Source organism: Ralstonia sp. OTU4908 (assembly GCF_038440115.1).
Classification (GTDB): domain Bacteria; phylum Pseudomonadota; class Gammaproteobacteria; order Burkholderiales; family Burkholderiaceae; genus Ralstonia; species Ralstonia pickettii.
On record NZ_JASATD010000004.1, the window covers coordinates 192098 to 213452 of the forward strand.

The 21355-nt window shown below is 66.0% G+C and carries 25 protein-coding genes; 3 read left to right on the forward strand and 22 right to left on the reverse strand.

Annotated features, from left to right (window positions below; all coding sequences use genetic code 11):
- Positions 1-113 precede the first annotated feature (113 nt).
- Both dnaJ and AAHM38_RS05760 read left to right on the forward strand, forming a co-directional pair.
- The gene (dnaJ, locus tag AAHM38_RS05755; protein WP_009241427.1) at positions 114-1262 is read left to right on the forward strand and encodes a molecular chaperone DnaJ; all 1149 of its coding nucleotides are present in this window, start codon (positions 114-116) and stop codon (positions 1260-1262) included.
- A gap of 149 nt (positions 1263-1411) precedes the next feature.
- Entirely contained in the window at positions 1412-3310 is a 1899-nt protein-coding gene (locus tag AAHM38_RS05760; RefSeq protein ID WP_116575634.1) for a bifunctional chorismate-binding protein/class IV aminotransferase, read from the forward strand.
- On the opposite strand, the gene AAHM38_RS05765 is transcribed toward AAHM38_RS05760, so the two are convergent.
- Genes AAHM38_RS05765 through AAHM38_RS05805 form a run of 9 tightly spaced genes read right to left on the reverse strand, consistent with a single transcriptional unit; the run spans position 3254 to position 10863 of the window.
- Positions 3254-3952, reverse strand: a complete 699-nt coding sequence (locus tag AAHM38_RS05765) for an ABC transporter ATP-binding protein (protein WP_116575635.1) — start codon at positions 3950-3952, stop codon at positions 3254-3256. The genes AAHM38_RS05760 and AAHM38_RS05765 overlap by 57 nt on opposite strands.
- Positions 3949-4656 carry an ABC transporter permease gene (locus tag AAHM38_RS05770; protein ID WP_116575636.1) on the reverse strand — a complete coding sequence of 236 codons (708 nt, stop codon included), beginning with the start codon at positions 4654-4656 and terminating at the stop codon, positions 3949-3951. Before AAHM38_RS05770 ends, AAHM38_RS05765 begins: the two co-directional genes overlap by 4 nt.
- A gap of 11 nt (positions 4657-4667) precedes the next feature.
- Positions 4668-5486, reverse strand: a complete 819-nt coding sequence (gene panB / locus AAHM38_RS05775) for a 3-methyl-2-oxobutanoate hydroxymethyltransferase (RefSeq protein ID WP_027680633.1) — start codon at positions 5484-5486, stop codon at positions 4668-4670.
- A gap of 60 nt (positions 5487-5546) precedes the next feature.
- The gene (locus AAHM38_RS05780; RefSeq protein ID WP_012762794.1) at positions 5547-6191 is read right to left on the reverse strand and encodes a deoxynucleoside kinase; all 645 of its coding nucleotides are present in this window, start codon (positions 6189-6191) and stop codon (positions 5547-5549) included.
- Positions 6192-6219: 28 nt separating this feature from the next.
- On the reverse strand, positions 6220-6735 hold the full coding sequence (folK, locus tag AAHM38_RS05785) for a 2-amino-4-hydroxy-6-hydroxymethyldihydropteridine diphosphokinase (RefSeq protein WP_116575637.1): 516 nt from the start codon (positions 6733-6735) through the stop codon (positions 6220-6222).
- Positions 6732-8294: a polynucleotide adenylyltransferase PcnB gene (pcnB, locus tag AAHM38_RS05790; RefSeq protein WP_116575638.1), complete on the reverse strand. Its 1563-nt coding sequence runs from the start codon at positions 8292-8294 to the stop codon at positions 6732-6734. Before pcnB ends, folK begins: the two co-directional genes overlap by 4 nt.
- A gap of 12 nt (positions 8295-8306) precedes the next feature.
- The gene (locus tag AAHM38_RS05795; RefSeq protein ID WP_116575639.1) at positions 8307-8981 is read right to left on the reverse strand and encodes a histidinol-phosphatase; all 675 of its coding nucleotides are present in this window, start codon (positions 8979-8981) and stop codon (positions 8307-8309) included.
- Between the two features lie 51 nt (positions 8982-9032).
- On the reverse strand, positions 9033-9734 hold the full coding sequence (hda, locus tag AAHM38_RS05800; RefSeq protein ID WP_004631704.1) for a DnaA regulatory inactivator Hda: 702 nt from the start codon (positions 9732-9734) through the stop codon (positions 9033-9035).
- A 58-nt stretch (positions 9735-9792) separates the two neighbouring features.
- Positions 9793-10863, reverse strand: coding sequence for an AI-2E family transporter (locus AAHM38_RS05805; RefSeq protein WP_009241419.1), 1071 nt, complete (start codon positions 10861-10863; stop codon positions 9793-9795).
- Between the two features lie 163 nt (positions 10864-11026).
- On the opposite strand from AAHM38_RS05805, the gene purM reads away from it, so the two are divergent.
- Positions 11027-12082 (forward strand): phosphoribosylformylglycinamidine cyclo-ligase, encoded by a 1056-nt coding sequence (purM, locus tag AAHM38_RS05810; protein ID WP_012762790.1) that lies wholly within the window; start codon positions 11027-11029, stop codon positions 12080-12082.
- Between the two features lie 72 nt (positions 12083-12154).
- Here purM and AAHM38_RS05815 read toward each other — a convergent pair whose 3' ends face one another.
- From AAHM38_RS05815 to AAHM38_RS05875, 13 genes are all read right to left on the reverse strand, one after another.
- Entirely contained in the window at positions 12155-12604 is a 450-nt protein-coding gene (locus AAHM38_RS05815; RefSeq protein ID WP_116575640.1) for a hypothetical protein, read from the reverse strand.
- Between the two features lie 38 nt (positions 12605-12642).
- On the reverse strand, positions 12643-12906 hold the full coding sequence (locus tag AAHM38_RS05820) for an Ada metal-binding domain-containing protein (RefSeq protein WP_041668292.1): 264 nt from the start codon (positions 12904-12906) through the stop codon (positions 12643-12645).
- 6 nt (positions 12907-12912) lie between these two features.
- Positions 12913-13998 carry a bifunctional DNA-binding transcriptional regulator/O6-methylguanine-DNA methyltransferase Ada gene (ada, locus tag AAHM38_RS05825; protein ID WP_116575673.1) on the reverse strand — a complete coding sequence of 362 codons (1086 nt, stop codon included), beginning with the start codon at positions 13996-13998 and terminating at the stop codon, positions 12913-12915.
- Between the two features lie 95 nt (positions 13999-14093).
- On the reverse strand, positions 14094-14993 hold the full coding sequence (ccmI, locus tag AAHM38_RS05830; RefSeq protein ID WP_116575641.1) for a c-type cytochrome biogenesis protein CcmI: 900 nt from the start codon (positions 14991-14993) through the stop codon (positions 14094-14096).
- A complete protein-coding gene (locus AAHM38_RS05835) occupies positions 14990-15460 on the reverse strand; it encodes a cytochrome c-type biogenesis protein (protein ID WP_116575642.1) in 471 nt (156 codons plus the stop codon). The genes ccmI and AAHM38_RS05835 overlap by 4 nt, the downstream gene beginning before the upstream one ends.
- On the reverse strand, positions 15453-15995 hold the full coding sequence (locus tag AAHM38_RS05840; RefSeq protein WP_116575643.1) for a DsbE family thiol:disulfide interchange protein: 543 nt from the start codon (positions 15993-15995) through the stop codon (positions 15453-15455). The genes AAHM38_RS05835 and AAHM38_RS05840 overlap by 8 nt, the downstream gene beginning before the upstream one ends.
- Positions 15992-18010 (reverse strand): heme lyase CcmF/NrfE family subunit, encoded by a 2019-nt coding sequence (locus tag AAHM38_RS05845; RefSeq protein WP_116575644.1) that lies wholly within the window; start codon positions 18008-18010, stop codon positions 15992-15994. The genes AAHM38_RS05840 and AAHM38_RS05845 overlap by 4 nt, the downstream gene beginning before the upstream one ends.
- A complete protein-coding gene (gene ccmE / locus AAHM38_RS05850; RefSeq protein WP_116575645.1) occupies positions 18007-18477 on the reverse strand; it encodes a cytochrome c maturation protein CcmE in 471 nt (156 codons plus the stop codon). The genes AAHM38_RS05845 and ccmE overlap by 4 nt, the downstream gene beginning before the upstream one ends.
- Positions 18474-18623 carry a hypothetical protein gene (locus AAHM38_RS05855; protein ID WP_165835783.1) on the reverse strand — a complete coding sequence of 50 codons (150 nt, stop codon included), beginning with the start codon at positions 18621-18623 and terminating at the stop codon, positions 18474-18476. Before AAHM38_RS05855 ends, ccmE begins: the two co-directional genes overlap by 4 nt.
- Positions 18620-19405 carry a heme ABC transporter permease CcmC gene (gene ccmC, locus AAHM38_RS05860; protein WP_116575646.1) on the reverse strand — a complete coding sequence of 262 codons (786 nt, stop codon included), beginning with the start codon at positions 19403-19405 and terminating at the stop codon, positions 18620-18622. Before ccmC ends, AAHM38_RS05855 begins: the two co-directional genes overlap by 4 nt.
- 4 nt (positions 19406-19409) lie before the next feature.
- A complete protein-coding gene (gene ccmB / locus AAHM38_RS05865; protein ID WP_116575647.1) occupies positions 19410-20078 on the reverse strand; it encodes a heme exporter protein CcmB in 669 nt (222 codons plus the stop codon).
- A complete protein-coding gene (gene ccmA / locus AAHM38_RS05870; protein ID WP_116575648.1) occupies positions 20075-20707 on the reverse strand; it encodes a cytochrome c biogenesis heme-transporting ATPase CcmA in 633 nt (210 codons plus the stop codon). Before ccmA ends, ccmB begins: the two co-directional genes overlap by 4 nt.
- A 54-nt stretch (positions 20708-20761) precedes the next feature.
- Positions 20762-21349 carry a cytochrome c3 family protein gene (locus AAHM38_RS05875; RefSeq protein ID WP_116575649.1) on the reverse strand — a complete coding sequence of 196 codons (588 nt, stop codon included), beginning with the start codon at positions 21347-21349 and terminating at the stop codon, positions 20762-20764.
- Between the last annotated feature and the right edge of the window lie 6 nt (positions 21350-21355).

Genomic DNA, 21355 nt, shown 5'->3' on the forward strand with positions numbered 1-21355 from the left:
CGTTACGGTACGCCGGGCAGTGGTCATCGGGTTGTGCGGGACGCACCTGATGTCACGCTCGGCTTTTTTGCTATTCGACACGCAGTAAAAAACAGGCGACGACTGAAGCCACCATGGCAAAACGTGATTACTACGAAGTGCTCGGGGTGGGCAAAAACGCGAGCGACGACGAGATCAAGAAGGCGTATCGCAAGCTCGCGATGAAGTACCACCCGGACCGCAATCCGGACAGCAAGGAAGCGGAAGAGAAATTCAAGGAGGCCAAAGAGGCCTACGAGATGCTCTCCGATGCAGAAAAGAAAGCTGCCTACGACCAGTACGGCCACGCGGGCGTCGACCCTAACATGGCCGGCGGCTTCGGCGCGGGCGGTGCAGGCTTTGGCGGGGGCTTTGCCGAAGCCTTCGGCGACATCTTTGGCGACATCTTCGGTCAAGCCCAAGGCCAGGGCGGGCGCCGCGGCGGCGGCCCGCAGATGTATCGCGGTGCTGACCTGCGCTACAGCATGGAGATCACGCTGGAGCAGGCCGCGCATGGCTACGACACGCAGATCCGAGTGCCGCACTGGGACGAGTGCGACCACTGCCACGGCAAGGGCGCCGAGCCGGGCTCGAGCGTGGAGACCTGCCCGACGTGCCACGGCGCCGGTCAGGTCCGTGTGTCGCAGGGCTTCTTCACGATGCAGCAGACGTGTCCGAAGTGCCACGGCAGCGGCAAGTACATCCCCAAGCCGTGCACCAAGTGCCACGGCCAGGGCAAGCTGAAGAGCCAGAAGACGCTGGAGGTGAAGATTCCGGCCGGCATCGACGAAGGCATGCGCATCCGTTCATCGGGGAATGGCGAGCCGGGCATCAACGGCGGGCCGCCGGGCGATCTGTATGTGGAAATCCACATCAAGCCGCACCCGGTGTTCGAGCGCGACGGCGATGACCTGCATTGCCAGATGCCGATTTCGTTTGCGACGGCAGCCATTGGCGGCGATATCGAAGTGCCGACATTGGGCGGGCGCGCCTCGTTCACGGTGCCCGAGGGCACCCAGGCCGGCAAGACGTTCCGCCTGCGCGGCAAGGGCATCAAGGGCGTGCGTTCGGGCTATGCGGGCGATCTCTATGTGCACATCAACATCGAGACCCCGGTCAAGCTGACGGAGCACCAGAAGGAGCTGCTCAAGCAGTTCGACAAGTCCGTGCACGAAGGCGGCTCGCGGCACAGCCCGCAGGAGCAGTCGTGGATGGACAAGGTCAAGAACTTCTTCTCCTCGTAAGAAGCCGCGCAAAGCTACTGCGCGGCCCGAGCTTGGCACTGTGATGCTCGCCGTACCGATGTACGGCTGCGCTTCTCGTACCAACCTCGGGCCGCTCGCTACGCTTTTCGAGGCTTCTTGAACACCAACTCTTCGATCAGGACTTCGTCATGCAGCCGCTCCAAGCGCCAAAGGCCGGCGCGCCGTTCGCGCTGCTGGACGATGCCACCTCGGGCGGTGCGCCTTGCTCGCGTTGGTACACCGGTTATGCCGGCGAGTTCTTCCGGCCGGCCGGCATCCTGGATGGGGTGGACGATGACCTTCGCGCCGCCTGGCGCCAGGGTTTGCATGCCCTGATCGTTGCGCCGTACGAGTTTGGCGAGCCGCTGGTCGGCCTGCCGGCTTCCACCGAAATCTCTTCTTCATTGCCCGGCCACGACGGCCGCCTGCGCGTGCTGCTGTTTCGCACGATGCAGGTGCTGTCGCCGGCGGAGGTCGATTCGCTGTTCGAGGCTTGGCCTGAAGCGGCCGGGGCGGCAGGTCTGTTCGACTGTGCTGCCAGCGTTGATCACGGCACCTACACCGACGCCATCGAGCGCATCCACGACTGGATTGCGGCGGGCGACACTTACGAAGTCAACTACACGTATCGCCTGCGCATGACGGCGTTCGGCGCGCCGGCGGCGTTGTATCGGCGCCTGCGCGCGCGCCAGCCGGTGCCGTACGGCGCCTTCATCCGGCTGCCGGAGGGCGCCGCGATTCTGTCGTGCTCGCCGGAGCTGTTCTTTTCGCATCGCGCGGGCCAGCTTGTCGCGCGGCCGATGAAGGGCACCGCGCCAGCCTCGGGGGACGTCGAAGTCGACGAAGCCCGCGCCATCGCACTGGCCGCAGACGAAAAGAACCGCGCCGAGAACTTGATGATCGTCGACCTGTTGCGCAACGATCTGGGCCGTCTCGCGCGTGCGGGGTCGGTGCGCGTGCCGGCGTTGTTCGAGGTGACGCCGTTCGGCAGCGTGCTGCAGATGACGTCAACCGTGGAGGCCGAGATTCCGCCCGCCACCGGCCTCGCCGATTGCCTGCGCGCGTTGTTCCCGTGCGGCTCCATCACGGGCGCGCCCAAGCGGCGGACGATGGAGATCATCAAGGCGCTGGAGCCGGAGCCGCGCGGCCTGTATACCGGCGCGATCGGCTGGATCGATGCGCCTGCCGACGATCGCGCGATGGGCGACGCATGTTTCTCCGTGGCGATCCGCACGCTCGTGCTGAGCGCGCCCGGCACCGATGGGCTGCGCCGCGGCGAACTCGGCATCGGCTCCGGCATCGTGCATGACAGCGTCGCCGACGACGAATATGCGGAGTGCCAACTGAAAGCGCGCTTCGTGACGGAGCTTGACCCGGGGTTGTCGTTGTTCGAGACGATGCGCGCGACGCGCGAGAGCGTGCCACTGCTGGATTGGCATCTGGCGCGGCTGGAGCGTTCTGCGGCAGCCTTTGGTTTCCCATTCGACCGGACTGCGCTGACGAATGAGGTGGCACGTGCGTGTGCAACGCTGGAAGGTGAGGGCGCCTATCGAATGCGCCTATTGCTCACACCGGACGGCGGAGCCAACGTATCGGCCGTGCCGCTGTCGCCGCTGCATGCGAGCTGGGATGCGCCGGTCCGCCTGCTCGTTGCGCCGCAATCGCGCGAGATCACGCACAGTCTGCCGACGCACAAGACCACGTTGCGCGAAGGCTACGACGCTGCCTGGCAGGCGGCCGAGCGCGAAGGTGCGTTCGATGCCGTGTTCTTCAACGCCGATGGCACCCTGGCCGAAGGTGGGCGCAGCACGTTGCTGGTCAAGCTCGATGGTGCGTGGTGGACGCCGCCGCTGTCAGCGGGGGTCTTGCCGGGGGTGATGCGCGCCGTGCTGCTGAAAGACGCTTCCCCGTGGCTGGGCGGGCCGCTGCAAGAGCGTTTGCTCACCCGTGCCGATGTTGCCCGCGCCGAGGCCGTCGCCGTATGCAATGCCCTACGCGGCGTGGTGCCCGCGCATTTCGAGCCGGCCCTGACCGTCGACGTGCTCTAGCTTCCAGCGCGCCACGCCGGGCAGGTTGATGAGTTCGCGGTCGTGGCAGACCATCAGCAGCGTGCGGCCCTCTGCTACCAGCTCGCCGACCAGCGCAATGACTTGCTCGCGCGCAGCGCCGTCCAGGTTCGACGTCGGTTCGTCGAGCAGCAGCACGTCGGTGTGCAGCGCCCGAGCGCGCGCCAATGCAAGACGTTGCGTTTCGCCGCCGGACAGGCGCTCGGGCGGCACATCCACCACATGTTGCAGGCCCGCCCAGCGCAGCGCACCGTCGACGCGGGCATTCAACTCTGCACGTGCCACGCGATGCGCGCCCGTGATGAGCCCATAAGCAAGATTCGCGCGTACCGAAGTGCGGAACAGGTAGGGATGCTGGTGCACGTAAGTCAGCCGCGCGCGCAGCTCGGCCGGGTAGGGCGATAGCGCCTGCTGCCCGCGGCCCAAATCGACGGTCGCACCATTGGCGGGTGCGAGCCCGGCCAGCATGCGCAGCAACGTTGTCTTGCCGACACCGTTTGCGCCGGTAATGACGATCGCGTGCCCTGCCGACAGCGCCAGACGCGGAATCTCGAACAGAACGCGCGCGCCGTGCTGGCAGCGCAAGCCTTCAAACACCATCGTGGGCTGCGACGACGCGCTCATGCCGGCTCCCTGCGGTAGTTGCCAGCACCTTGCAGCCACGCCAGCACAAGGTTGACGAGCAGTGCCAGCACGATCAGCACGATGCCCAGCGCGATGCCCTGTGCGAACTCGCCCTTGCTTGTTTCCAGCGCAATCGCCGTGGTCATGGTGCGCGTGACGCCCTCGATGTTGCCGCCGACCATCAGCGCCGAGCCCACTTCGGCGATGACGCGCCCGAAGCCGGCCACCACTGCAGCCATGAGGCCGAAGCGCAATTCACGAAACACCGTCAACAGCAAACGGACGCGCCCGGCGCCCAGCACACGTGCGGTTTCTGCGAGACGCGGATCCGCACGCTCAAGTGTGGTGAGCGCAAACGCGACGATCACCGGCAGCCCAAGCACCGCTTGCCCGAGGATCATGCCGCCTTGGGTGAACAGCAGCCCGAAGCCGCCCAACGGGCCCTGGCGCGAAAGCAGCAGATACAGCAGCAGCCCGATCAGCACGGTCGGAAACGACAGCGATGCCTGCGCCAGCACCACCAGCGCACGGCGCCCCGCAAACCGGTGCATGGCGATGAGGTAAGCGATGAGCAGACCGGGGGGCGCCGCCAGCAGCAGCCCCGCGATCGCCACCTTCAACGACACCCAGGCGATCCGCCACAACGCCGCATCGCCGCTGGCAAGCAGGCCGAAGGCGTCGACAGTGGCCGACCAGATTTCCATGCGTGGGCCGCTCAGGCGAAGGTGTGTTCCGGGCCGGGGAACGTGCCATCCTTGACGGCGGCCACATAGGCCGCCACAGCGCCGTCGATGGTGGCTTGCCCGTCCATGAAGTTGCGCACGAACTTCGGGCGATGGCCGGGGAACACGCCCAGCATGTCGTGCATGACCAGCACCTGGCCCGAGCATTCCAACCCCGCGCCGATGCCGATGGTCGGAATGGCCAGCAGACGCGTCACCTCGCCGGCCAGCGCGGCTGGAATCGCTTCCATCACGACGAGTTGCGCGCCGGCGTCCTGCACGGCCAGCGCGTCGGCTTTCAGTTGCGCAGCCGCTTCATCGCCGCGACCCTGCACCTTGAAGCCGCCGAACGCATGCACCGATTGCGGCGTCAGGCCGATGTGCGCACACACCGGAATGCTGCGTTCAACGAGAAACTTGATCGTCGGCGCGAGCCACACGCCGCCTTCGAGCTTGACCATCTGCGCGCCGGCCTGCATCACGCGCACGGCGCTATGGAAAGCCTGTTCGGGCGTGCCATAGGTGCCGAACGGCAGGTCGGATACGAGCAGCGCTTTCTCGATGCCGCGCGATACGCATTCGGTGTGATAGACGATGTGATCGAGCGTAACGGGCAGCGTGGTCTTCTGGCCCTGCATCACGTTGCCGAGCGAATCGCCGACGAGCAGTACGTCGGTGCCGTTGCGATCCATCAGGGCGGCGAAGCTGGAGTCATAAGCCGTCAACATGGCGATGCGCTCGCCGGCGGCGCGCATGGCCTGCAGCGAAGTCACCGTGACGGCCTTGCGGTTCGATTCCTGGAGATAGCTCATGGACTGAGACTCATTGGGGCATCGCGAGCGCCCACGCAGACCATGCGGTGCGTCGACTGACTAGCGCGTTGCCAGCTTGATGAATTCCTTGGGCCCGCGCATCGCGTCGATGCGGGCGAGCAAGGTGCGGAAATCGTCGTCGTTGCCTGCGGGGTCGAAGGCAGCGGTGTCGACGATCATCGTCGGTGCGGCATCGTAATACAGAAACAGCTCGCCGTACGCGGCGCAGATGCGTTCGAGATACTCCGCATCGATGCCGGTTTCGTAGGGAACGGCCCGACGGGTGACGCGTGGCAGAAGGTCCTCTGCGCGCGCCTGCAGGCAGACGACGAGATCGATGCGCTGTTGCGGCAGGGCCAGCGCATTGGCCATTGCATCGTACAGCGCGAGTTCATCGGCGGGCAGCGTGAGCTGGGCGAACAGGCGGTCGCGCGGCAGGAAGCTGTCAGCGACGATGCGCTCTCCGGCAAGCGTCGCCTTGTGCCATGCCTTCAGGCGCTCGGCACGCTGCAGCAGGAAGCGCAGCTGCACCGGCAGCGCATAGCGCGCGGGGTCTTCGTAGAAGCGGGCGATGAAGGCGTTTTCGGCAGGCGTTTCGAACAGCGTCGACGCGCGCAGATGATCGGCCAGACGCTGGGCCAGCGCCGTCTTGCCCACGCCAATGGGCCCTTCGACAACGATGCGGCGCAGGTGATCCAGTGCCATCAGCGGGTGATTTGTGTGGTGCCTGTGATCAGGCGGCAGGCTGCTTGGCGCGCATGCACTGGCACATCAGGGTCTTTTCGATCCGCTGGTCGGCCACGCCGGGCAGCAGTGCCGCCACGGCACCAATGCCCGGAATCACGAGATCGGGCGCCAGTTCATGCAGGGGCAGCAGGGTAAAGGCGCGTTGGCCCACGCGCGGGTGCGGCACCGTCAGCTCGGGTGAGGTGAGGACGTGGTCGCCGTAGAGCAGCAAGTCCAGGTCGAGCGTGCGCGGCGCGTTGTGGAACGGGCGTTCGCGGCCGAACTGGTCCTCGATGTGGTGACAGATGCGAAGCAGCTGGTCGGCAGTGAAATGCGTATCGATGCGCACCACGGCGTTGATGTAATCGTCGCCGCTGGATTCGACGGGCGCGCTGCGATACAGGCTCGATTTGCCGGTGACGGTGATGCCGACCTGCTGCGCGAGGCAGACCACGGCGTCTTTCACTGCCTGGCGTGCGTCGCCCAGGTTGGCGCCGATGCCGATGTACGCCACTGTCTTCACGTTTCCTCCGAACTTCCCGGATTGACGTCAACGACTGTATCCGATTTTGCCGGACCACGTCGGCGGCGACGCCGCTTGCCCGGGCTGGCCGAACCGGTATTTGCCGAGGGGCTCGGTGCGTGCTTGGCTAGTGCCATGAGGGCTTCGCGGGCTTCGCCATCGCCGCTCTGGAAATCGGTCCACCAGTCGGCCAGTTCTTGCGGCAATTCGCCCGACGCACAACGCAACACGAGGAAGTCGTAACCGGCGCGGAAGCGCGGCGATTCGAGCAAGCGATATGGCATGCGGCCCGAGCGCTTCTCAAAGCGCGGCTGCATGCTCCAGATTTCCTTCATGTCGGAGGTAAAGCGGCGCTGGATGGCGAGTTGCTCGGTCTGGCGATCGAGCACTTCGTCCATGGCGGTGTGCAGCGCGGGGATCAGCGGCTCGCCGGCGGCGCGGCGGCGGTTCCAGTGCTCGACCACGTGATGCCACAGCAGCGAGGCAAACAGGAAGCCCGGCGAGACCGGCTTGCCAGCCTTGACGCGATCGTCGGTGCTGTCGAGGGCAAGCTGCACGAAGCGCTGGCCCATCGGCTGCTCCAGTGCGACGTCCAGCAGCGGCAGCAGGCCGCGGTGCAGGCCCGCCTTGCGCAGTTCCTGCAGCGATGCCCAGGCGTGGCCCGACATCAGCAGCTTCAGCATCTCGTCGAACAGGCGTGCGGCCGGCACGTTGTGGATCAGCGGGCCCAGCTCCGCGATCGGCGCGCGCGTGTCGGGGTCGATGTCGAAGCCGGTCTTGGCCGCGAAGCGCACCACGCGCAGCATACGGACCGGGTCTTCGCGGTAGCGGGTGTGCGGATCGCCGATCATGCGCAGCGTGCGGGCGCGCATGTCTTCCATGCCGTGATGGTAGTCATGCACGGTTTCGTCGGCGGGGTTGTAGTACATCGCGTTGACGGTGAAGTCGCGGCGGGTGGCGTCTTCGGCCTGGGTGCCCCAGACGTTGTCGCGCAGCACGCGGCCGCTGGCGTCGACGGCGTGCGTGTGGTGGTCCAGCTCGGTGCGCTTGACGCGCTTGCCGGCGGGCACCTGCTCGGCGTCCACCGCGTCGACGAGCGCGCGGAAGGTCGAGACTTCGATGATTTCCTGATCGCGTCCGCCGTAGAACGTGACGTGCACGATCTGGAAGCGGCGTCCGATGATGCGCGAGCGGCGGAACAGCGCCTGAACCTGATCGGGCGTGGCGTTGGTCGCCACATCAAAGTCCTTCGGCTTGATGCCGAGCAGCAAATCGCGCACGGCGCCGCCCACGATGAAGGCGGCATAGCCGGCGTCCTGCAGCGTGGACGTGACCTTGACCGCGTTGCGCGAGAGCAGCTTCGGATCGATACCGTGCTCGTCCACGCTCCATACGCGCGCCTGGCGCGGCACGCCCCCGGCAGACTTGGTGCGCGCCTTGGCCGTTCTCGGTGCCTTGGGCGAGCGGGCCTTCCTGGCGGCCGGCGCCCCCGGTTCAGCGGGTGCCTGAGGCTCTGCGGAGGTTTTGCCCAGCAGGCGATTGATGAGTTTCTTGATCACGCCACGCCCTGCTTAGAAGAGGTCCATGATGCGCCAGTTGCGCGCGGCTGCGAGGTTGCGCAGCGTGTCGTCCGGGTTGGTGGCGACGGGGTCGGTCACTTCCTCCAGCAGCGGCACGTCGTTGGCCGAATCGCTGTAGAAGGTACTGCGCTCGAAATCGCTCCAGCCGCGGCCCATGTTGGCCAGCCACTCGTGCACGCGGGCGACCTTGCCTTCGCGGAAACTCGGTGTGCCTGCCACGTCGCCGGTGAAGGCGCTGTCCGGGTTACCGTCGGCGGTGGCGGGTTCGGTGGCGATGAGGTGGTCGATGCCGAACGCCTCGGCAATCGGGCGCGTGACGAAGCTGTTGGTGGCGGTGACCACGCAGCACAGGTCGCCTGCGTCCAGATGCTTGTAGACCAGCGCTTGCGCCTGTGGCGTGATCTTCGGACGGATCACGTCGTGCATGAACTCGGCGTGCCACTGGGCGAGCGTGTCGCGGGGGTGGGCGGCCAGCGGTGCCAGGGCAAAGCGCAGAAACGCATGAATATCCAGCGTGCCGGCCTTGTAATCGGCATAGAACTGATCGTTCTTGCGCTGGTATTCGGACGCATCCACCACGCCGCGGCGGATGAGGAAGCGTCCCCACTCGTGGTCGCTGTCGGTGGGGATGAGGGTGTGATCGAGGTCGAAGAGGGCCAGATTCATGGGGCGCGATTTTACCCGAACGTTACATAACCGGCCGCACCAGGGCCCCGATCACTTCATCAACGCGAGCATGTCGCGCACGAGCGGCAGGGTGACGGCGCGCTTGCGGGCGAGCGAATAGGTGTCGAGGGCGTCCAGCAGGGCCATCAGGCTCGGCATGTCGCGGTAGGAGTGCGTCACGAGCCACTGCGGCACATCGGCCGAAAGCTGCATGCCGCGTTCGCGAGCGGCCTGACGCAGCGCTTCCACCTTGTCGGCGTCGGACAGGGGGCGCAGCCAGTAAACCAAGCCCCAACCCAAGCGGGTGCGCAGGTCTTCACGCAGCGGCATCGCCATTGGCGCGGCAGCCCCGGAGATGGCGATGGCGGCATGCGGGTGCGCGCGCACTTCATTGACGAGGTTGAACACGGCGATCTGCGCCCATTCGTCCAGGCGCTCGGCGTCATCAATGGTCCAGACGGTAATGGTGGGGTCGAATTCGAAGGCTTCGGGCGGGGCGTCGGGTTCCAGCGTGCGGACTTCGTAGCCGCCAGCCTCGGTCTGGGCGCAGATGGCTTGCAGCAGGTGGCTGCGGCCGCTGCCTTCCTCGCCCCAAAGGTAGACCAGGCGGTCTGTGGCGGTGCCGTCCACCACCTGCGGAATCAGGGCGCGCAGGCGCAGCACCGCCTCTTCGTTGCCGGTGGCGACGAAGTTGTCGAAGGTCGGGGCGGGTGTCGCACCGAGTTCGAGCGGGAGCTGTTCGGGTGTGGCCATGAAACGTGGAGTGGAGTCGCCGTACTTTTCAGTTGCCTTCAGTTGCCATGGGTGGCTTTCAGTCCTGGTAGAGCCGGCTGCCGAGGTAAAGCTTCCGGATCTGCCGCAAACCGACCAGCAGCACAGCGCTCATCGGTAGGGCGAGGAGGATACCGAAAAAACCGAACAATTGGCCAAAAGCCAGCAAGGCGAGGATGACCGCCAGCGGATGCAGGCCGATGCGTTCGCCCACCAGGCGGGGCGTCAGGTAGAAGCCTTCCAGAAATTGGCCGATGCCGTACACCACGGCCACTGCCAGCAAGCCGTAGAGGTTGCCGAACTGCAACAGTGCGGCAAGGATGGCCAGCGTAAGCCCCACGCCAAAGCCGATATACGGAATGAACACGGCAAGCCCCGTGAAGATGCCCACCGGCAGCGCCACGTCAAAGCCGGCCAGGGCAAGCCCCGCCGAGTAGTACACCGCCAGCACCAGCATCACGATGATCTGCCCGCGCAGGTATTGGGAAAGCAGGCCATCGGTTTCAGCGGCCAATTCGCGCGCTTTTGGCAGCCAGCGACGCGGCACGGCCGTTTCGACGCGGCGCATGAGCATGTTCCAGTCCATCAGCAGGTAGAACATCACGATCGGCACGAGGAAGAAGAGGCCCAGCACCTGGACGGCCGCCGAGCCCGACACGCGCAGATAAGTCAGTACCCGGGCCACCACGTCGTCCGGGCTGGCGGCGAGCTGTTCCGTGAGCAGCGCGCGCAGGCCCGGAAAGTCAAAGCTGACATGCAGGCCCAACTCGTCCAGCTTGGGCGATAGAAACGCGTTGAGCTTGGCAAGCATTCCGGGCAGTTGCTCGCGGATGGCCGGAATCTCCCGCTGCAGGACCGCCAGGATCAGCAGCATCAGCGCCACGCCCACCACCGTCAGCACCAGGATCATCAGAAACACGCCCAGCACGCGCGGTACGCGATGGCGCTGCAGCCATTCCACGCCCGGGTGCAGGATGTACGACAGGATGAACGCGAAGACGAAGGGCGTGAGCGTCGGCGCCAGCGCCTTGAGCAGGGCCAGGAAGACAAGCGCCACGGCGATCCAGGCGAGCGTGCGCTTGGTTTCCTGCGACAGCACGGGGGCGTTCATGGGGCGACGGTTCCGATGGCGGGGGTGGAGGAGTCGGAAAAGCGGCCATCGGGACGGCCGCATCCGGTAAAATCGCGATTTTACTGGACCGGCGGGTCCGATTTTTGTGACTTCCCGCCGCCGTCTCGCTTTCTTTCCCGGTTTTTTCAATTCAGACGACTGTATGAGCGCTTCCGAAACCCCATCCGCATCGACCGGCCTGTCTTACCGCGACGCGGGCGTCGACATCGAGGCGGGTGACGCCCTTGTCGATCGCATCAAGCCGTTTGCCAAGCGCACTATGCGCGAAGGCGTGCTGGGCGGCATCGGCGGCTTCGGCGCGCTGTTCGAGCTGTCCAATAAGTATCAGGAACCGGTGCTGGTGTCCGGCACCGACGGCGTGGGCACCAAGCTCAAGCTGGCCTTTGCGTTGAATCGCCACGACACGGTTGGCCAGGATCTGGTCGCCATGAGCGTGAACGACATCCTGGTGCAGGGCGCCGAGCCGCTGTTCTTCCTGGATTACTTCGCCTGCGGCAAGCTCGACGTCGACACCGCTGCCACCGTGGTCAAGGGCATCGCCCAGGGTTGCGAGTTGGCCGGCTGCGCGCTGATCGGCGGCGAAACCGCTGAAATGCCGAGCATGTACCCGGATGGCGAATACGATCTGGCCGGCTTTGCCGTCGGCGCGGTCGAAAAGCGCAAGATCATCGACGGCACCACCATTGCCGAGGGCGACGTGGTGCTGGGCCTGGCCTCGTCGGGTGCGCATTCGAACGGTTACTCGCTGGTGCGCAAGATCATCGAGGTGTCGCGCCCGGACCTGAATGCCGATTTCCACGGCCAGCGCCTGCAGGACGCCATCATGGCGCCGACGCGCATCTACGTGAAGCCGCTGCTGTCGCTGATCGACAAGCTGACCGTCAAGGGCATGGCGCACATTACCGGCGGCGGTTTGACCGAAAACGTGCCGCGCGTGCTGCAGGACAACCTGACCGCCGTGCTGCACAAGGACGCGTGGACGCTGCCGCCGCTGTTCCAGTGGCTGCAGAAGGCCGGCAACGTGGCCGATGACGAAATGCACCGTGTGTTCAACTGCGGTATCGGCATGGTCGTGATCGTGTCGCCAGCCGACGCACCGGCCGCCATCGCGCACCTGAAGGACGCCGGCGAGACGGTCTACCAGATCGGCGAGATCCGCGCACGCCAAGCCGGCGAAGCGCAGACGATCGTGGTCTGACGCGAGGTTCGCACCCACAAAAAACCGCCGATGCAACCGGCGGTTTTTTTATGCGCGTCGTCTTGCAGGCGCCTATTTGAGCGGGACGTATTCGCCGCTGGCGGGGTCGTCCTTTTGCAGCGCGCCGGTGTTCTTGTCGATGAGCAGCGTGACGACGCGCGGGGCGGTGTTGGGGTCGCCGCCGCACGCCGGCGTGTGGTTTTCCAGCACTTCGACGCTGTTGTGGGTGTCATCGGCTCGGGCCACCAGAAACGACAGGCACTCCTGCGGCAGGGTGGTCAGCTTGTAATTTTCGATGGCGGCGCGGGCCAGATCGACGGCCTTGGCCTGTTCGGCTTCGCCGACGGCGGGCGCGCTGGCGGCCGGCGCATTGGCCGAATTGGCCCCGTTGGACGCGCCAGGGGCAGGGGCCGCAGGTGCGGAACCGGGGGCGGAAGCGGCAGGCTTGGGCGCGTCGTCGGAGCGGCCGCAGCCCACCAGCGCGAGGGAGGTGAGCGCGGCAAGCAGCAGGAATCTGGTCATGATGTGCGGAGCGTGTCGGCGATGTTCAGCCCACGACTTTACCCGCAACCGGCCGATCCTTTCCATGCTGCATACGCCTGTGGCATGCACACGGCGCAGGGCCGATAGCCGGCGTCGCGCGCATCGGCTTCGTTCAGGAAGAACACGCGGTGGCGCACATAACCGCCGCGCGCGATGGCCCGGCGTGCGGCGGCGCAATCCAAGCGGCCATAGATGCGAGCACGCCGATGCCCGCCCAGCGTGCCGGGCACGGCGCCCTCATAAGGCTGGCCGCCGGCGCCGGTGAGCGTCCACGTTCTCACGGGGTTTCATGCAGCGGATTGCGCCTCGCGCTCCAGCAGCGCCAGCTTGCGCTCCACGCCCCAGCGATACCCCGAGGCGTTGCCGTCTCGGCGGATCACGCGATGACATGGGATGGCCACCGCAATGTGGTTGGCCGCGCAGGCCTGCGCGACGGCGCGGACCGCCTGAGGTGCACCGATGCGCGTGGCAATCTCCGTGTAGCTGATGGTGCTGCCGGGCGGCACTTCGCGCAGCGCCTGCCACACGCGCTCCTGGAACGCGGTGCCGCGCACGTCCAGCGGTAGGTCCAGGCCGATGGACGGTGCTTCGACAAAACCCACCACTTTTGCCACCAGATCTTCGAAGCCCACGTCGCCGCCGATGAGTTCGGCCTTGGGGAAGGTGTCCTGCAGATCGCGCACGAGCGCGTCAGGGTCGTCGCCCATCAGGATCGCGCAGATGCCGCGATCGCTCTGCGCGACCAAGATCGAGCCGAGCGAGCATTCGCCCACGGCAAAGCGGATCGTCGTCTGTGCGCCGCCTGCGCGGTAGCGGCTGGCCGTCATGCCGAGCACGTTGTCCGACGCCTCGTAGAAGCGGCTGCTGGCATTGAATCCGGCGTCGTAGATGGCTTCGGTGACGCTGCTGCCGCGTTCCAGTTGCGCGCGCAGCTTGCGGGCGCGATGGGCATCGGCATAGGCCTTGGGCGTGAGGCCGGTGACGCTTTTGAACAGACGATGGAAGTGATACGGGCTCAGGCCGGCGTTTTGCGCCAGCGCATCGAGCGTGGGCGGCGTGTCGGCTGCTTCGATGCGGCGGCACGCTTGCGCGACAAGCGCCGCTTGCTGTGCTCGGACGGTGGTCTGATCCGGGCCGGCGCGGCGGCTCGGGCGGTAACCCGCGGCTTCTGCGTCGGCAGGCGTGTCGAAGAACTCGACATTTTCGGGACGCGGCAGGCGCGACGGGCTGCTCGGCTGGCAATACACGCCGGTGGTCTTTACCGCATAGACAAATTGCCCGTCGGCAGAGGCATCGCGCGCCAGCACGCGAGCCCAGCGCGGGTCGTGTTCGACGAGGGTGGTGTCCGGTACGGGGCGGGCGGAGGATTGCATGACGTCATCCAATGGACTGGGATGACTGTACTGTAGGTGTGGCCCCCTGGCGGGACACTCCGGGTCTTGCGGTCAAATTCGAAGCAGCGCACGCGTCACTTGACGCGGGGTGCTTTTTGCTGGTCGGCGCGCGCGGCAGCCAGGTTGGTGGCGATCTGCCTCGCGCCGGCAGATTCGGGCGGCAGCAACTGGTAGAGGCGCTCCCAGTGGGCGATTGCATCGCTCACGTCACCACGTTCGACGGCGGCGGAAGCGGCCAGGGCCAGCGCTTTGGGCTCGTCCGGGTCGGCCTTCAGGGCTAGGCGCACCTGCTCGATGGGTGCACCAGCCAGGGTGCCGCCCTGGGCGGTTGCGAGTGCGTCGGCGTAATCGGCACGCAGGCTGGCGACCTCGGGGGCAAGGGCCACCGCCTTCGCATAGGCGGCGACGGCGTCGGCGGGGCGCTCCATCGTGCTGTAGGACCTGGCAAGCAGCGCCCAGCCGGGAGCGTCGTCAGGCGTGTCGCGCAGCCGTTGGGCCAGGCTGTTGACCATCGATTCGATCTGCGCGTCTCCACCGGTGTGGTCGCTGCGGGCGGCGGTCATCATGTCGCCGGGCATCCACAGAGCAGAGGGCTTTCCCAGGTGCTGGTACAGCAGCACGGCGAAGGTGGGCAACGCGGCCAGCAGCACTGCGGCGAACAGAACGGGGCGGCGGTCGGGCCGCGCCTGCGGGGTGCTGGCGGTGCCGGCTGTGTCGTCCAGCAGCCGCCGGCCAAGCTCTGCGCGTGCGTGCGCGTGGCCTGCGGCATCCATAGCGCCGGTGCGCAGGTCGGTATCCAGTTCGCGCAGTTGGTCTTGGTACCAGCGCACCATCTGGCTGCGCACGGTGGGGATTTGGATGTGCGTATCGCCCACATCGTTGCGCGCGCGTCGCAGCAATGGCGTCAGTAGAACCACCATGGTGACAGCCGTGAGGACGGCCGCGAGCAGCCAGAAAAAGGTCATCACGGTCATGGACGGGGGTCTTCCGGTGGCGACGCCGCAAGCAGGGCGGCGAGGCGCGCCTGCGCGTCGGGGTCCATCTCGGCAGCGGTTGCCTTCTGGTGTTTGCGGGATGACACGATGCCGAACACCACCGCCATCAGTAACAGCACCGGGCCGAACCACAGGAGATACGTCAGCGGTTTGACGGGCGGACGGTACAGGACGAAATCGCCATAGCGCTGCACGAGATAGTCCTTCACGTCGGCCTCGGTGGCGCCGGCACGCAGTTGTTCGCGAATCTGGCGGCGCAGGTCGACGGCCAGGTCGGCGTTGGAATCGGCGAGGGTCTGGTTCTGGCAGACGAGGCAGCGCAGCTGCTCCGACAGCGCATGGACGCGGGTGTCGAGATCGACGTCCGACGCCGTCGCACGGGCGGGCATTTGCAACGTGAACGCCGCGACGCCCGCAAGAAGGAGCGCAGCCAGTCGTTTATGCATGACCACCTTCCCGCTCCAGTTTCTGCAGAAGTGGCACGATCCTGCGTTCCATGGACTCGGCCGTCACGGGGCCCACCTGCCGATAGCGGACCACGCCAGCGCGATCGATGACGAAGGTCTCGGGCACGCCGTAGACGCCGTAGTCGATGCCGACCTTGCCGTCTGCGTCGATGAGCGACGTGACATACGGGTCGCCCATTTGTTTGAGCCACGCGCGTGCCGCGTCGGCGTCGTCCTTGTAGTTCAGGCCGTAGATCGGCACGGCTGAGTGCTTCGCGAACACGTTCAGCACGGCGTGCTCTGCGCGGCAAGCGGTGCACCACGATGCCCAGACGTTGAGCATCCAGACCTTGCCGCGCAGGTCTTGCGGCGTGATCGGGCCGGCAGTCGATTCCAGCGCTGTCAGCCTGAACGCCGGTGCGGGCTTGCCGACCAGCGGGGAGGGCAGTTCACGCGGGTCACGCGAGAGACCTGCTGCCAGAGCAATCACCAGAACAAGGAACGCTGCCAGCGGCAGCACGTAGCGCAGCTTCACCGTAGCTCCTCGGTCGCTGGCATCGCTAATGACGGGCCGCCCTGTGCAGTGTCGGGCGCGGCGCGCGATGACGTGGAGCGGCGGCGCAGCCGGTAGCGGCGGTCGCACACGGCCAGCAGCCCGCCCAGCACCATCAGCACACAGCCGCCCCAGATCCAGCCGACGAAGGGCTTGATGTAGATCCGCATGGCCCAGTTGTCTTGTCCGAGTGATTCACCGAGCGCGACATAGAGGTCGCGTGTGACGCCGCTGTCGATGGCGACTTCGGTCGTGGGAGTTTCCTGGCTGTGGTACAGGCGCCGTTCAGGCAGCAGTGTGGCCACGGGTTTGCCGTTGCGGCTGATTTCAACGTGGCCGCGCAAGACGTCGTAATTCGGGCCCTGCGCCGGCGCAACGTTGGTGAGGTGGAACATGTAGCCGCCCACCTCAACCGTGCCGCCCACGCGCACTGGCAGCTCGCGTAGCGTCTCCTGGCTGAGCACCAGCGTGACGCCTGCGATGAACACACCGACCCCCGCGTGCGCCGCCAGCATGCCGAAGTAGCTCGGCGGCAACTGCCGCAGCGTCATCAGTCGATTGCCGGGCTGGCGAAGTTTATCGGCCAGACTGGCCAGCGCACTCGCAAGACACCATGCGGCGAGCGTCAGCCCGAGGCCCGCCAGCGCGGAGGTTCCATAAAACACCGCCAGCCCCAGCCCGACGACACCACTCGCCACCGCCGCCCAGCGCAGCCGCACCGCCATCGACGGCAGCGCACCGTGACGCCAGCGCGCCAGCGGCGCCGCACCCATCAACAGCACCGCAGGAGACATCAGCGGCACAAAGACTTGCTCGAAATATGCCGGACCGACCGAGATCTTGCCCAGCCGCAACACATCCAGCACCAGCGGATACAACGTGCCGAGCAACACCGTGGACGCCGCCACCGCAAGCAGTACGTTGTTGGCCAGCAGGAATGATTCACGCGAGAACAGCGAAAACGTGGCGCCTTCCGACGCGTTGCTGGACAACCGCTTTGCGCGCCACGCAAACAGACTCAGGGCTCCCCCCGTCACGATGCCCAGCAAAGCGAGGATGAAGAGACCGCGCTTCGGGTCTACCGCAAAAGCATGCACCGACGTCAGCACGCCCGAGCGCACGAGGAACGTGCCGAGCAGGCTGAGCGAGAACGTGAAGATGGCCAGCAGCGCCGTCCAAGCGCGGAACACGCCACGCTTTTCCGTTACCGCCAATGAGTGGATTAGCGCCGTGCCTGCCAGCCACGGCATGAACGAAGCGTTTTCGACCGGGTCCCAGAACCACCAACCGCCCCAGCCAAGTTCGTAGTACGCCCAAGCGCTGCCGAGCATGATGCCGGTCGTCAGGCATGCCCAGGCGGCGGTGGTCCACGGCCGAGACCAGCGCGCCCAGGTGGCGTCGAGCCGGCCCGACAGGAGCGCGGCCATCGCGAACGAAAACGCCACCGCAAAGCCCACGTAACCCATGTAGAGCATGGGCGGATGCGACACCATGCCCGGGTCTTGCAGCAGCGGGTTGAGGTCGCGCCCTTCCATGGCAGGCGGTAACTGGCGCAGGAATGGGTTGGATGCGAACAGCAGGAAAAGCAGCAGCCCCGTGCTGATGGCGCCCATCACGCCCAGCACGCGCGCCACCACAGGCAACGGCAGTTGCCGGCTGAACAACGACACGGCCAGCGACCACAGCGCCAGCATCGTCGTCCACAGCAACATCGATCCCTCGTGCCCGCCCCATACGCCCGCCACCCGATAGGGCAGCGGCAGCGCGCTGTTCGAGTTGGCGGCGACATAGAGCACGCTGAAATCGTTGCTGACGAACGCCCACGTCAGTCCGCCATAAGCCAGCAGCACCAATGCGCACTGCATGCGTGCAGCGGGACGCGCCACGGCCATCCAGCGCTCGTCGTCGCGCGCCGCACCAACCAGCGGCAGCACGGATTGCATGGCCGCAGTCAGCAGCGCGAGGATCAACGCGAAGTGGCCCAGCTCGGCGATCATCGTGACGCGCTCCGGGCAGATTCCTTGGCCATCTGTTCGTTGACTTGCGCAGCGCGGCGTACGGCGTCGGCGGCTTCGGGCGGCATGTAGTTTTCGTCGTGCTTGGCGAGCACCTCGTTGGCGACGAAGACGCCGTCCTCACCCAGCCGGCCGCGCGCCACCACGCCCTTGCCTTCGCGGAACAGGTCCGGCAGCAAGCCGTGGTAGACGACTGGCACGCCGCGCGCAGTGTCGGTGACGATAAAGCGGATCGTCATGCCGTCTCGTTCGCGCTCGATGGACCCGCGTTCAACGAGCCCGCCGAGACGGAAGACTTGCGCCACGGGAGCTTCCTTGGCGGCGATCTGACTGGGGCTGAAGAAGAACACCAGATTGGAGCGGAATGCATTCAGCGTAAGCGCGGTAGCCGCACCCGCGCACACCAGCGCGGCGAGCAGGATGCCGAGGCGGCGTTGTCTGCGTGTCATTGGTCGCCGCCGTCAAGATGAAGGTCAGTGCGATTGGCGGTGCGCCAGCGGCGGGCCAGCAGCAGCACCTCGGCTGCGATAAAGATGGCGGCCACGGCAAACGCGCCCGCAATATAGTCAACGTGGTTGACGGAGAACTGGCTCATGCCGGCGTGCTCAGGTTGTGGTCATCGTCGGCGCGCTCGCGCACGATGCAGCGCACGCGAATCAGCGCCACGCAGATGCTGTACATCCAGCACGCGAGCGTCATCAGCAGCATGCCGAGCAGCATCGTCATCGCCATCGACGGAGCCGCCGTCAGGCTGACGGATGCGCCTTGATGCAGCGTGTTCCACCACTGCACCGAGAAATAGATCACGGGGATGTTGACCACGCCCACCACGGCTAGCAAGGCGCAGGCGCGCTCGGCACGGCGGGGGTCTTCAATGGCGCTCTCCAGCGCGATGAAGCCCAGGTACAGAAACAGCAGCAGCAACTCCGACGTCAGCCGCGCATCCCACACCCACCATGTGCCCCACGTTGGCTTGCCCCACAGCGCGCCTGTCCACAGCGCAATGGCGGTGAATAGTGCGCCGGTGGGCGCCAGCGCCGAGGCCATCATCAACGAAAGCCGCGTGCGCAGCACCAGCGCCAGCGCGCAATAGCCCGCCATCACCAGGTAGATGAACATCGACATCCACGCGGCCGGCACGTGCAGGAAGATGATCCGGTAGACCTCGCCCTGCTGCGCATCGGTGGGCGCCACCACGAAGCCGACGTAGAGGCCGGCGATGAGGAACACGAGGGCTGCTGCGCCAAACCACGGCACCAGCTTGCGCGCGAGCGGATCAAACCGCACGGGCGACGCATACGCGAGCCAGTTCCAGCGTCGCGACGCAGGTTGGCGCACGGCGATGGGCGTGGTGTGGAGTCCGGATCGATTCGTCATCGGGTCATTCCGCGGCAATGCGCAGCCCGGCAGCCGTGGCCAGCGGGCAGACAAACAATGACAGCGCCAGGCAAGCGCCCAGCAACGACAGATGCGGCATGACATCCAGCCCCGCGTCTGCAGCGGATCCGGCGCCTGCGCCAAACACAAGAACGGGCACACAGAGCGGCAGCACGAGGATGCACAACAGCGCTGCCCCGTTGCGCACGCCCAGAGTGAGCGCCGCGCCTACAGCACCGATCAGCGCAATGGCCGGCGTACCGATCAGCAGCGTGGCGGTCAGCAGTAGCGTTGCATGCAGCGGTAGGCTGTACTGCTGGGCCAGGATGGGCGTCAGCAGGAGCAATGGCAGGCCACTCGCGAGCCAGTGCGCTGCGATCTTCGTCAGTACGATCAGCGCAAGCGGGTGCGGCGACAACAGCAGTTGATCCAGGCTGCCATCGGCGTGTTCCTGCGCAAACAACCGGGAGAGCGAGAGCATCGACGCCAGCAGCGCAGCGACCCACAGGATGCCCGGCGCGAGCATGCGCAACTGCTGCGGGTCGGGACCGATGGCCAGCGGGAAGAGGCTCGCCGCAATGACGTAGAACACCACGCCGCCGACGAGGTTGCCGCGCCGCCGCCATGACAGCGCCAGATCGTGCCGGAGGATGGCCATCAGCATCGGCTTCATGCGGTGCCCCCCAGTCGAAGCACGCGATTTGGCCCTTGCGGACGCGAAAGCAACTGATGCGTGGCCATGATGGCCATGCCACCTGCCTGCAAATGCGCATCCAGCTGCGCGGTGAAGAGGTCGACGGCGTGGTCGTCGAGCGAGGCGATCGGTTCATCGAGCAGCCACAGTTCGCGCCGCGCGAGCAGCAAGCGCGCCAGTGCCACCCGCCGGCGTTGGCCTTGCGAGAGCTTGCGCACGGGCGTGGCGGCAAGCTTGCCGAGTTCGAGCGCTTCCAGTGCGAGCCCGATGCCAAACGGCTCGGTTGCCGAAACGCGCAACCCGGCCAACTGCATGGCCAGACGTAGGCTCTCCGTCACAGTCAGATCTGGGTCGATACCGTTGGTGTGGCCAACATAGCAAAGCGTATTGAGGAAGGCAGCGTCGCCGCTGCGCACTGGCGCACCATGCCAAGTGAGCGAGCCGCTTGCCGGTGCCAGCAGGCCACAGAGCACCCGTAGCAGGGTGGTCTTGCCGCTGCCGTTCGCGCCCGTTACCTGCACCAGCTCGCCCGCCGACACCGAGAGGTCCAGCTCGCGGAAGATCCGGCGGCCGGCGCGCGAAAACGTCAATTGGCTGGCAACAAGCACGGCAATAGGGGCTGAGTCAAACGGGGTCTGGCACCGGCAGCACGTTCACGTGCTTTACTCGGTCTTCATCTTCGACATGTCGGGCAGATGGTGCGCAATACCCTTGTGGCAGTCGATACAGGTTTTCTCTTTGCTGCCCAGATACTGGGCGTGCATGGCCGACGCGCGTGGGCTCTGCCGAGTGAAGTCCATCGATTCGTAGTTGTGGCAGTTGCGGCATTCCAATGAATCGTTGGCCTTCAGCCGATCCCATTCATGCTGTGCCAGTTCAAGCCGGTGGGCCTCGAATTTCTCGCGCGTGTCGATGGTGCCGAAAATCTTGCCCCACACTTCCTTGGAGGCCTGCATCTTTCGTGCAATCTTGTTCGTCCAGGCGTGCGGAACGTGGCAGTTCGAGCAGATGGCGCGCACACCGCTGCGGTTGGTGTAGTGGATGGTGCTCTGCAGCTCCTGATACACGTTGTCGTGCATTTCGTGGCAACCCGTGCAGAACGCTTCGGTATTGGTCACTTCCATCGCGGTGTTGAACGCGCCCCAGAACACCACGCCGGCAACAAAGCCGCCCAACGTCAGAAAGCCCAGGCTGAAATACGCGCTGGGCCGGTTGATGGTGCGCCAGTAGCGCTTGATCAGGTCGAACATGACTGC

What these genes read in the sequence shown, in the direction of transcription:
- panB (WP_027680633.1), bottom strand. Translation starts at nt 5,486, where the DNA reads ATGAGCTATCTCCAGGAATCGAACCGCAAGGCCGTCACGGTGACTTCG.
- ccmC (WP_116575646.1), bottom strand. Translation starts at nt 19,405, where the DNA reads ATGACGAATCGATCCGGACTCCACACCACGCCCATCGCCGTGCGCCAA.
- hda (WP_004631704.1), bottom strand. Translation starts at nt 9,734, where the DNA reads ATGGCCACACCCGAACAGCTCCCGCTCGAACTCGGTGCGACACCCGCC.
- AAHM38_RS05760 (WP_116575634.1), top strand. Translation starts at nt 1,412, where the DNA reads ATGCAGCCGCTCCAAGCGCCAAAGGCCGGCGCGCCGTTCGCGCTGCTG.
- AAHM38_RS05805 (WP_009241419.1), bottom strand. Translation starts at nt 10,863, where the DNA reads ATGAACGCCCCCGTGCTGTCGCAGGAAACCAAGCGCACGCTCGCCTGG.
- ccmI (WP_116575641.1), bottom strand. Translation starts at nt 14,993, where the DNA reads ATGACCGTGATGACCTTTTTCTGGCTGCTCGCGGCCGTCCTCACGGCT.
- AAHM38_RS05875 (WP_116575649.1), bottom strand. Translation starts at nt 21,349, where the DNA reads ATGTTCGACCTGATCAAGCGCTACTGGCGCACCATCAACCGGCCCAGC.
- dnaJ (WP_009241427.1), top strand. Translation starts at nt 114, where the DNA reads ATGGCAAAACGTGATTACTACGAAGTGCTCGGGGTGGGCAAAAACGCG.
- ada (WP_116575673.1), bottom strand. Translation starts at nt 13,998, where the DNA reads ATGCAATCCTCCGCCCGCCCCGTACCGGACACCACCCTCGTCGAACAC.
- AAHM38_RS05855 (WP_165835783.1), bottom strand. Translation starts at nt 18,623, where the DNA reads ATGAGCCAGTTCTCCGTCAACCACGTTGACTATATTGCGGGCGCGTTT.
- AAHM38_RS05835 (WP_116575642.1), bottom strand. Translation starts at nt 15,460, where the DNA reads ATGCATAAACGACTGGCTGCGCTCCTTCTTGCGGGCGTCGCGGCGTTC.
- AAHM38_RS05795 (WP_116575639.1), bottom strand. Translation starts at nt 8,981, where the DNA reads ATGAATCTGGCCCTCTTCGACCTCGATCACACCCTCATCCCCACCGAC.
- ccmE (WP_116575645.1), bottom strand. Translation starts at nt 18,477, where the DNA reads ATGACACGCAGACAACGCCGCCTCGGCATCCTGCTCGCCGCGCTGGTG.
- ccmB (WP_116575647.1), bottom strand. Translation starts at nt 20,078, where the DNA reads ATGAAGCCGATGCTGATGGCCATCCTCCGGCACGATCTGGCGCTGTCA.
- AAHM38_RS05765 (WP_116575635.1), bottom strand. Translation starts at nt 3,952, where the DNA reads ATGAGCGCGTCGTCGCAGCCCACGATGGTGTTTGAAGGCTTGCGCTGC.
- AAHM38_RS05815 (WP_116575640.1), bottom strand. Translation starts at nt 12,604, where the DNA reads ATGACCAGATTCCTGCTGCTTGCCGCGCTCACCTCCCTCGCGCTGGTG.
- AAHM38_RS05845 (WP_116575644.1), bottom strand. Translation starts at nt 18,010, where the DNA reads ATGATCGCCGAGCTGGGCCACTTCGCGTTGATCCTCGCGCTGCTGACT.
- purM (WP_012762790.1), top strand. Translation starts at nt 11,027, where the DNA reads ATGAGCGCTTCCGAAACCCCATCCGCATCGACCGGCCTGTCTTACCGC.
- AAHM38_RS05770 (WP_116575636.1), bottom strand. Translation starts at nt 4,656, where the DNA reads ATGGAAATCTGGTCGGCCACTGTCGACGCCTTCGGCCTGCTTGCCAGC.
- AAHM38_RS05780 (WP_012762794.1), bottom strand. Translation starts at nt 6,191, where the DNA reads ATGGCACTGGATCACCTGCGCCGCATCGTTGTCGAAGGGCCCATTGGC.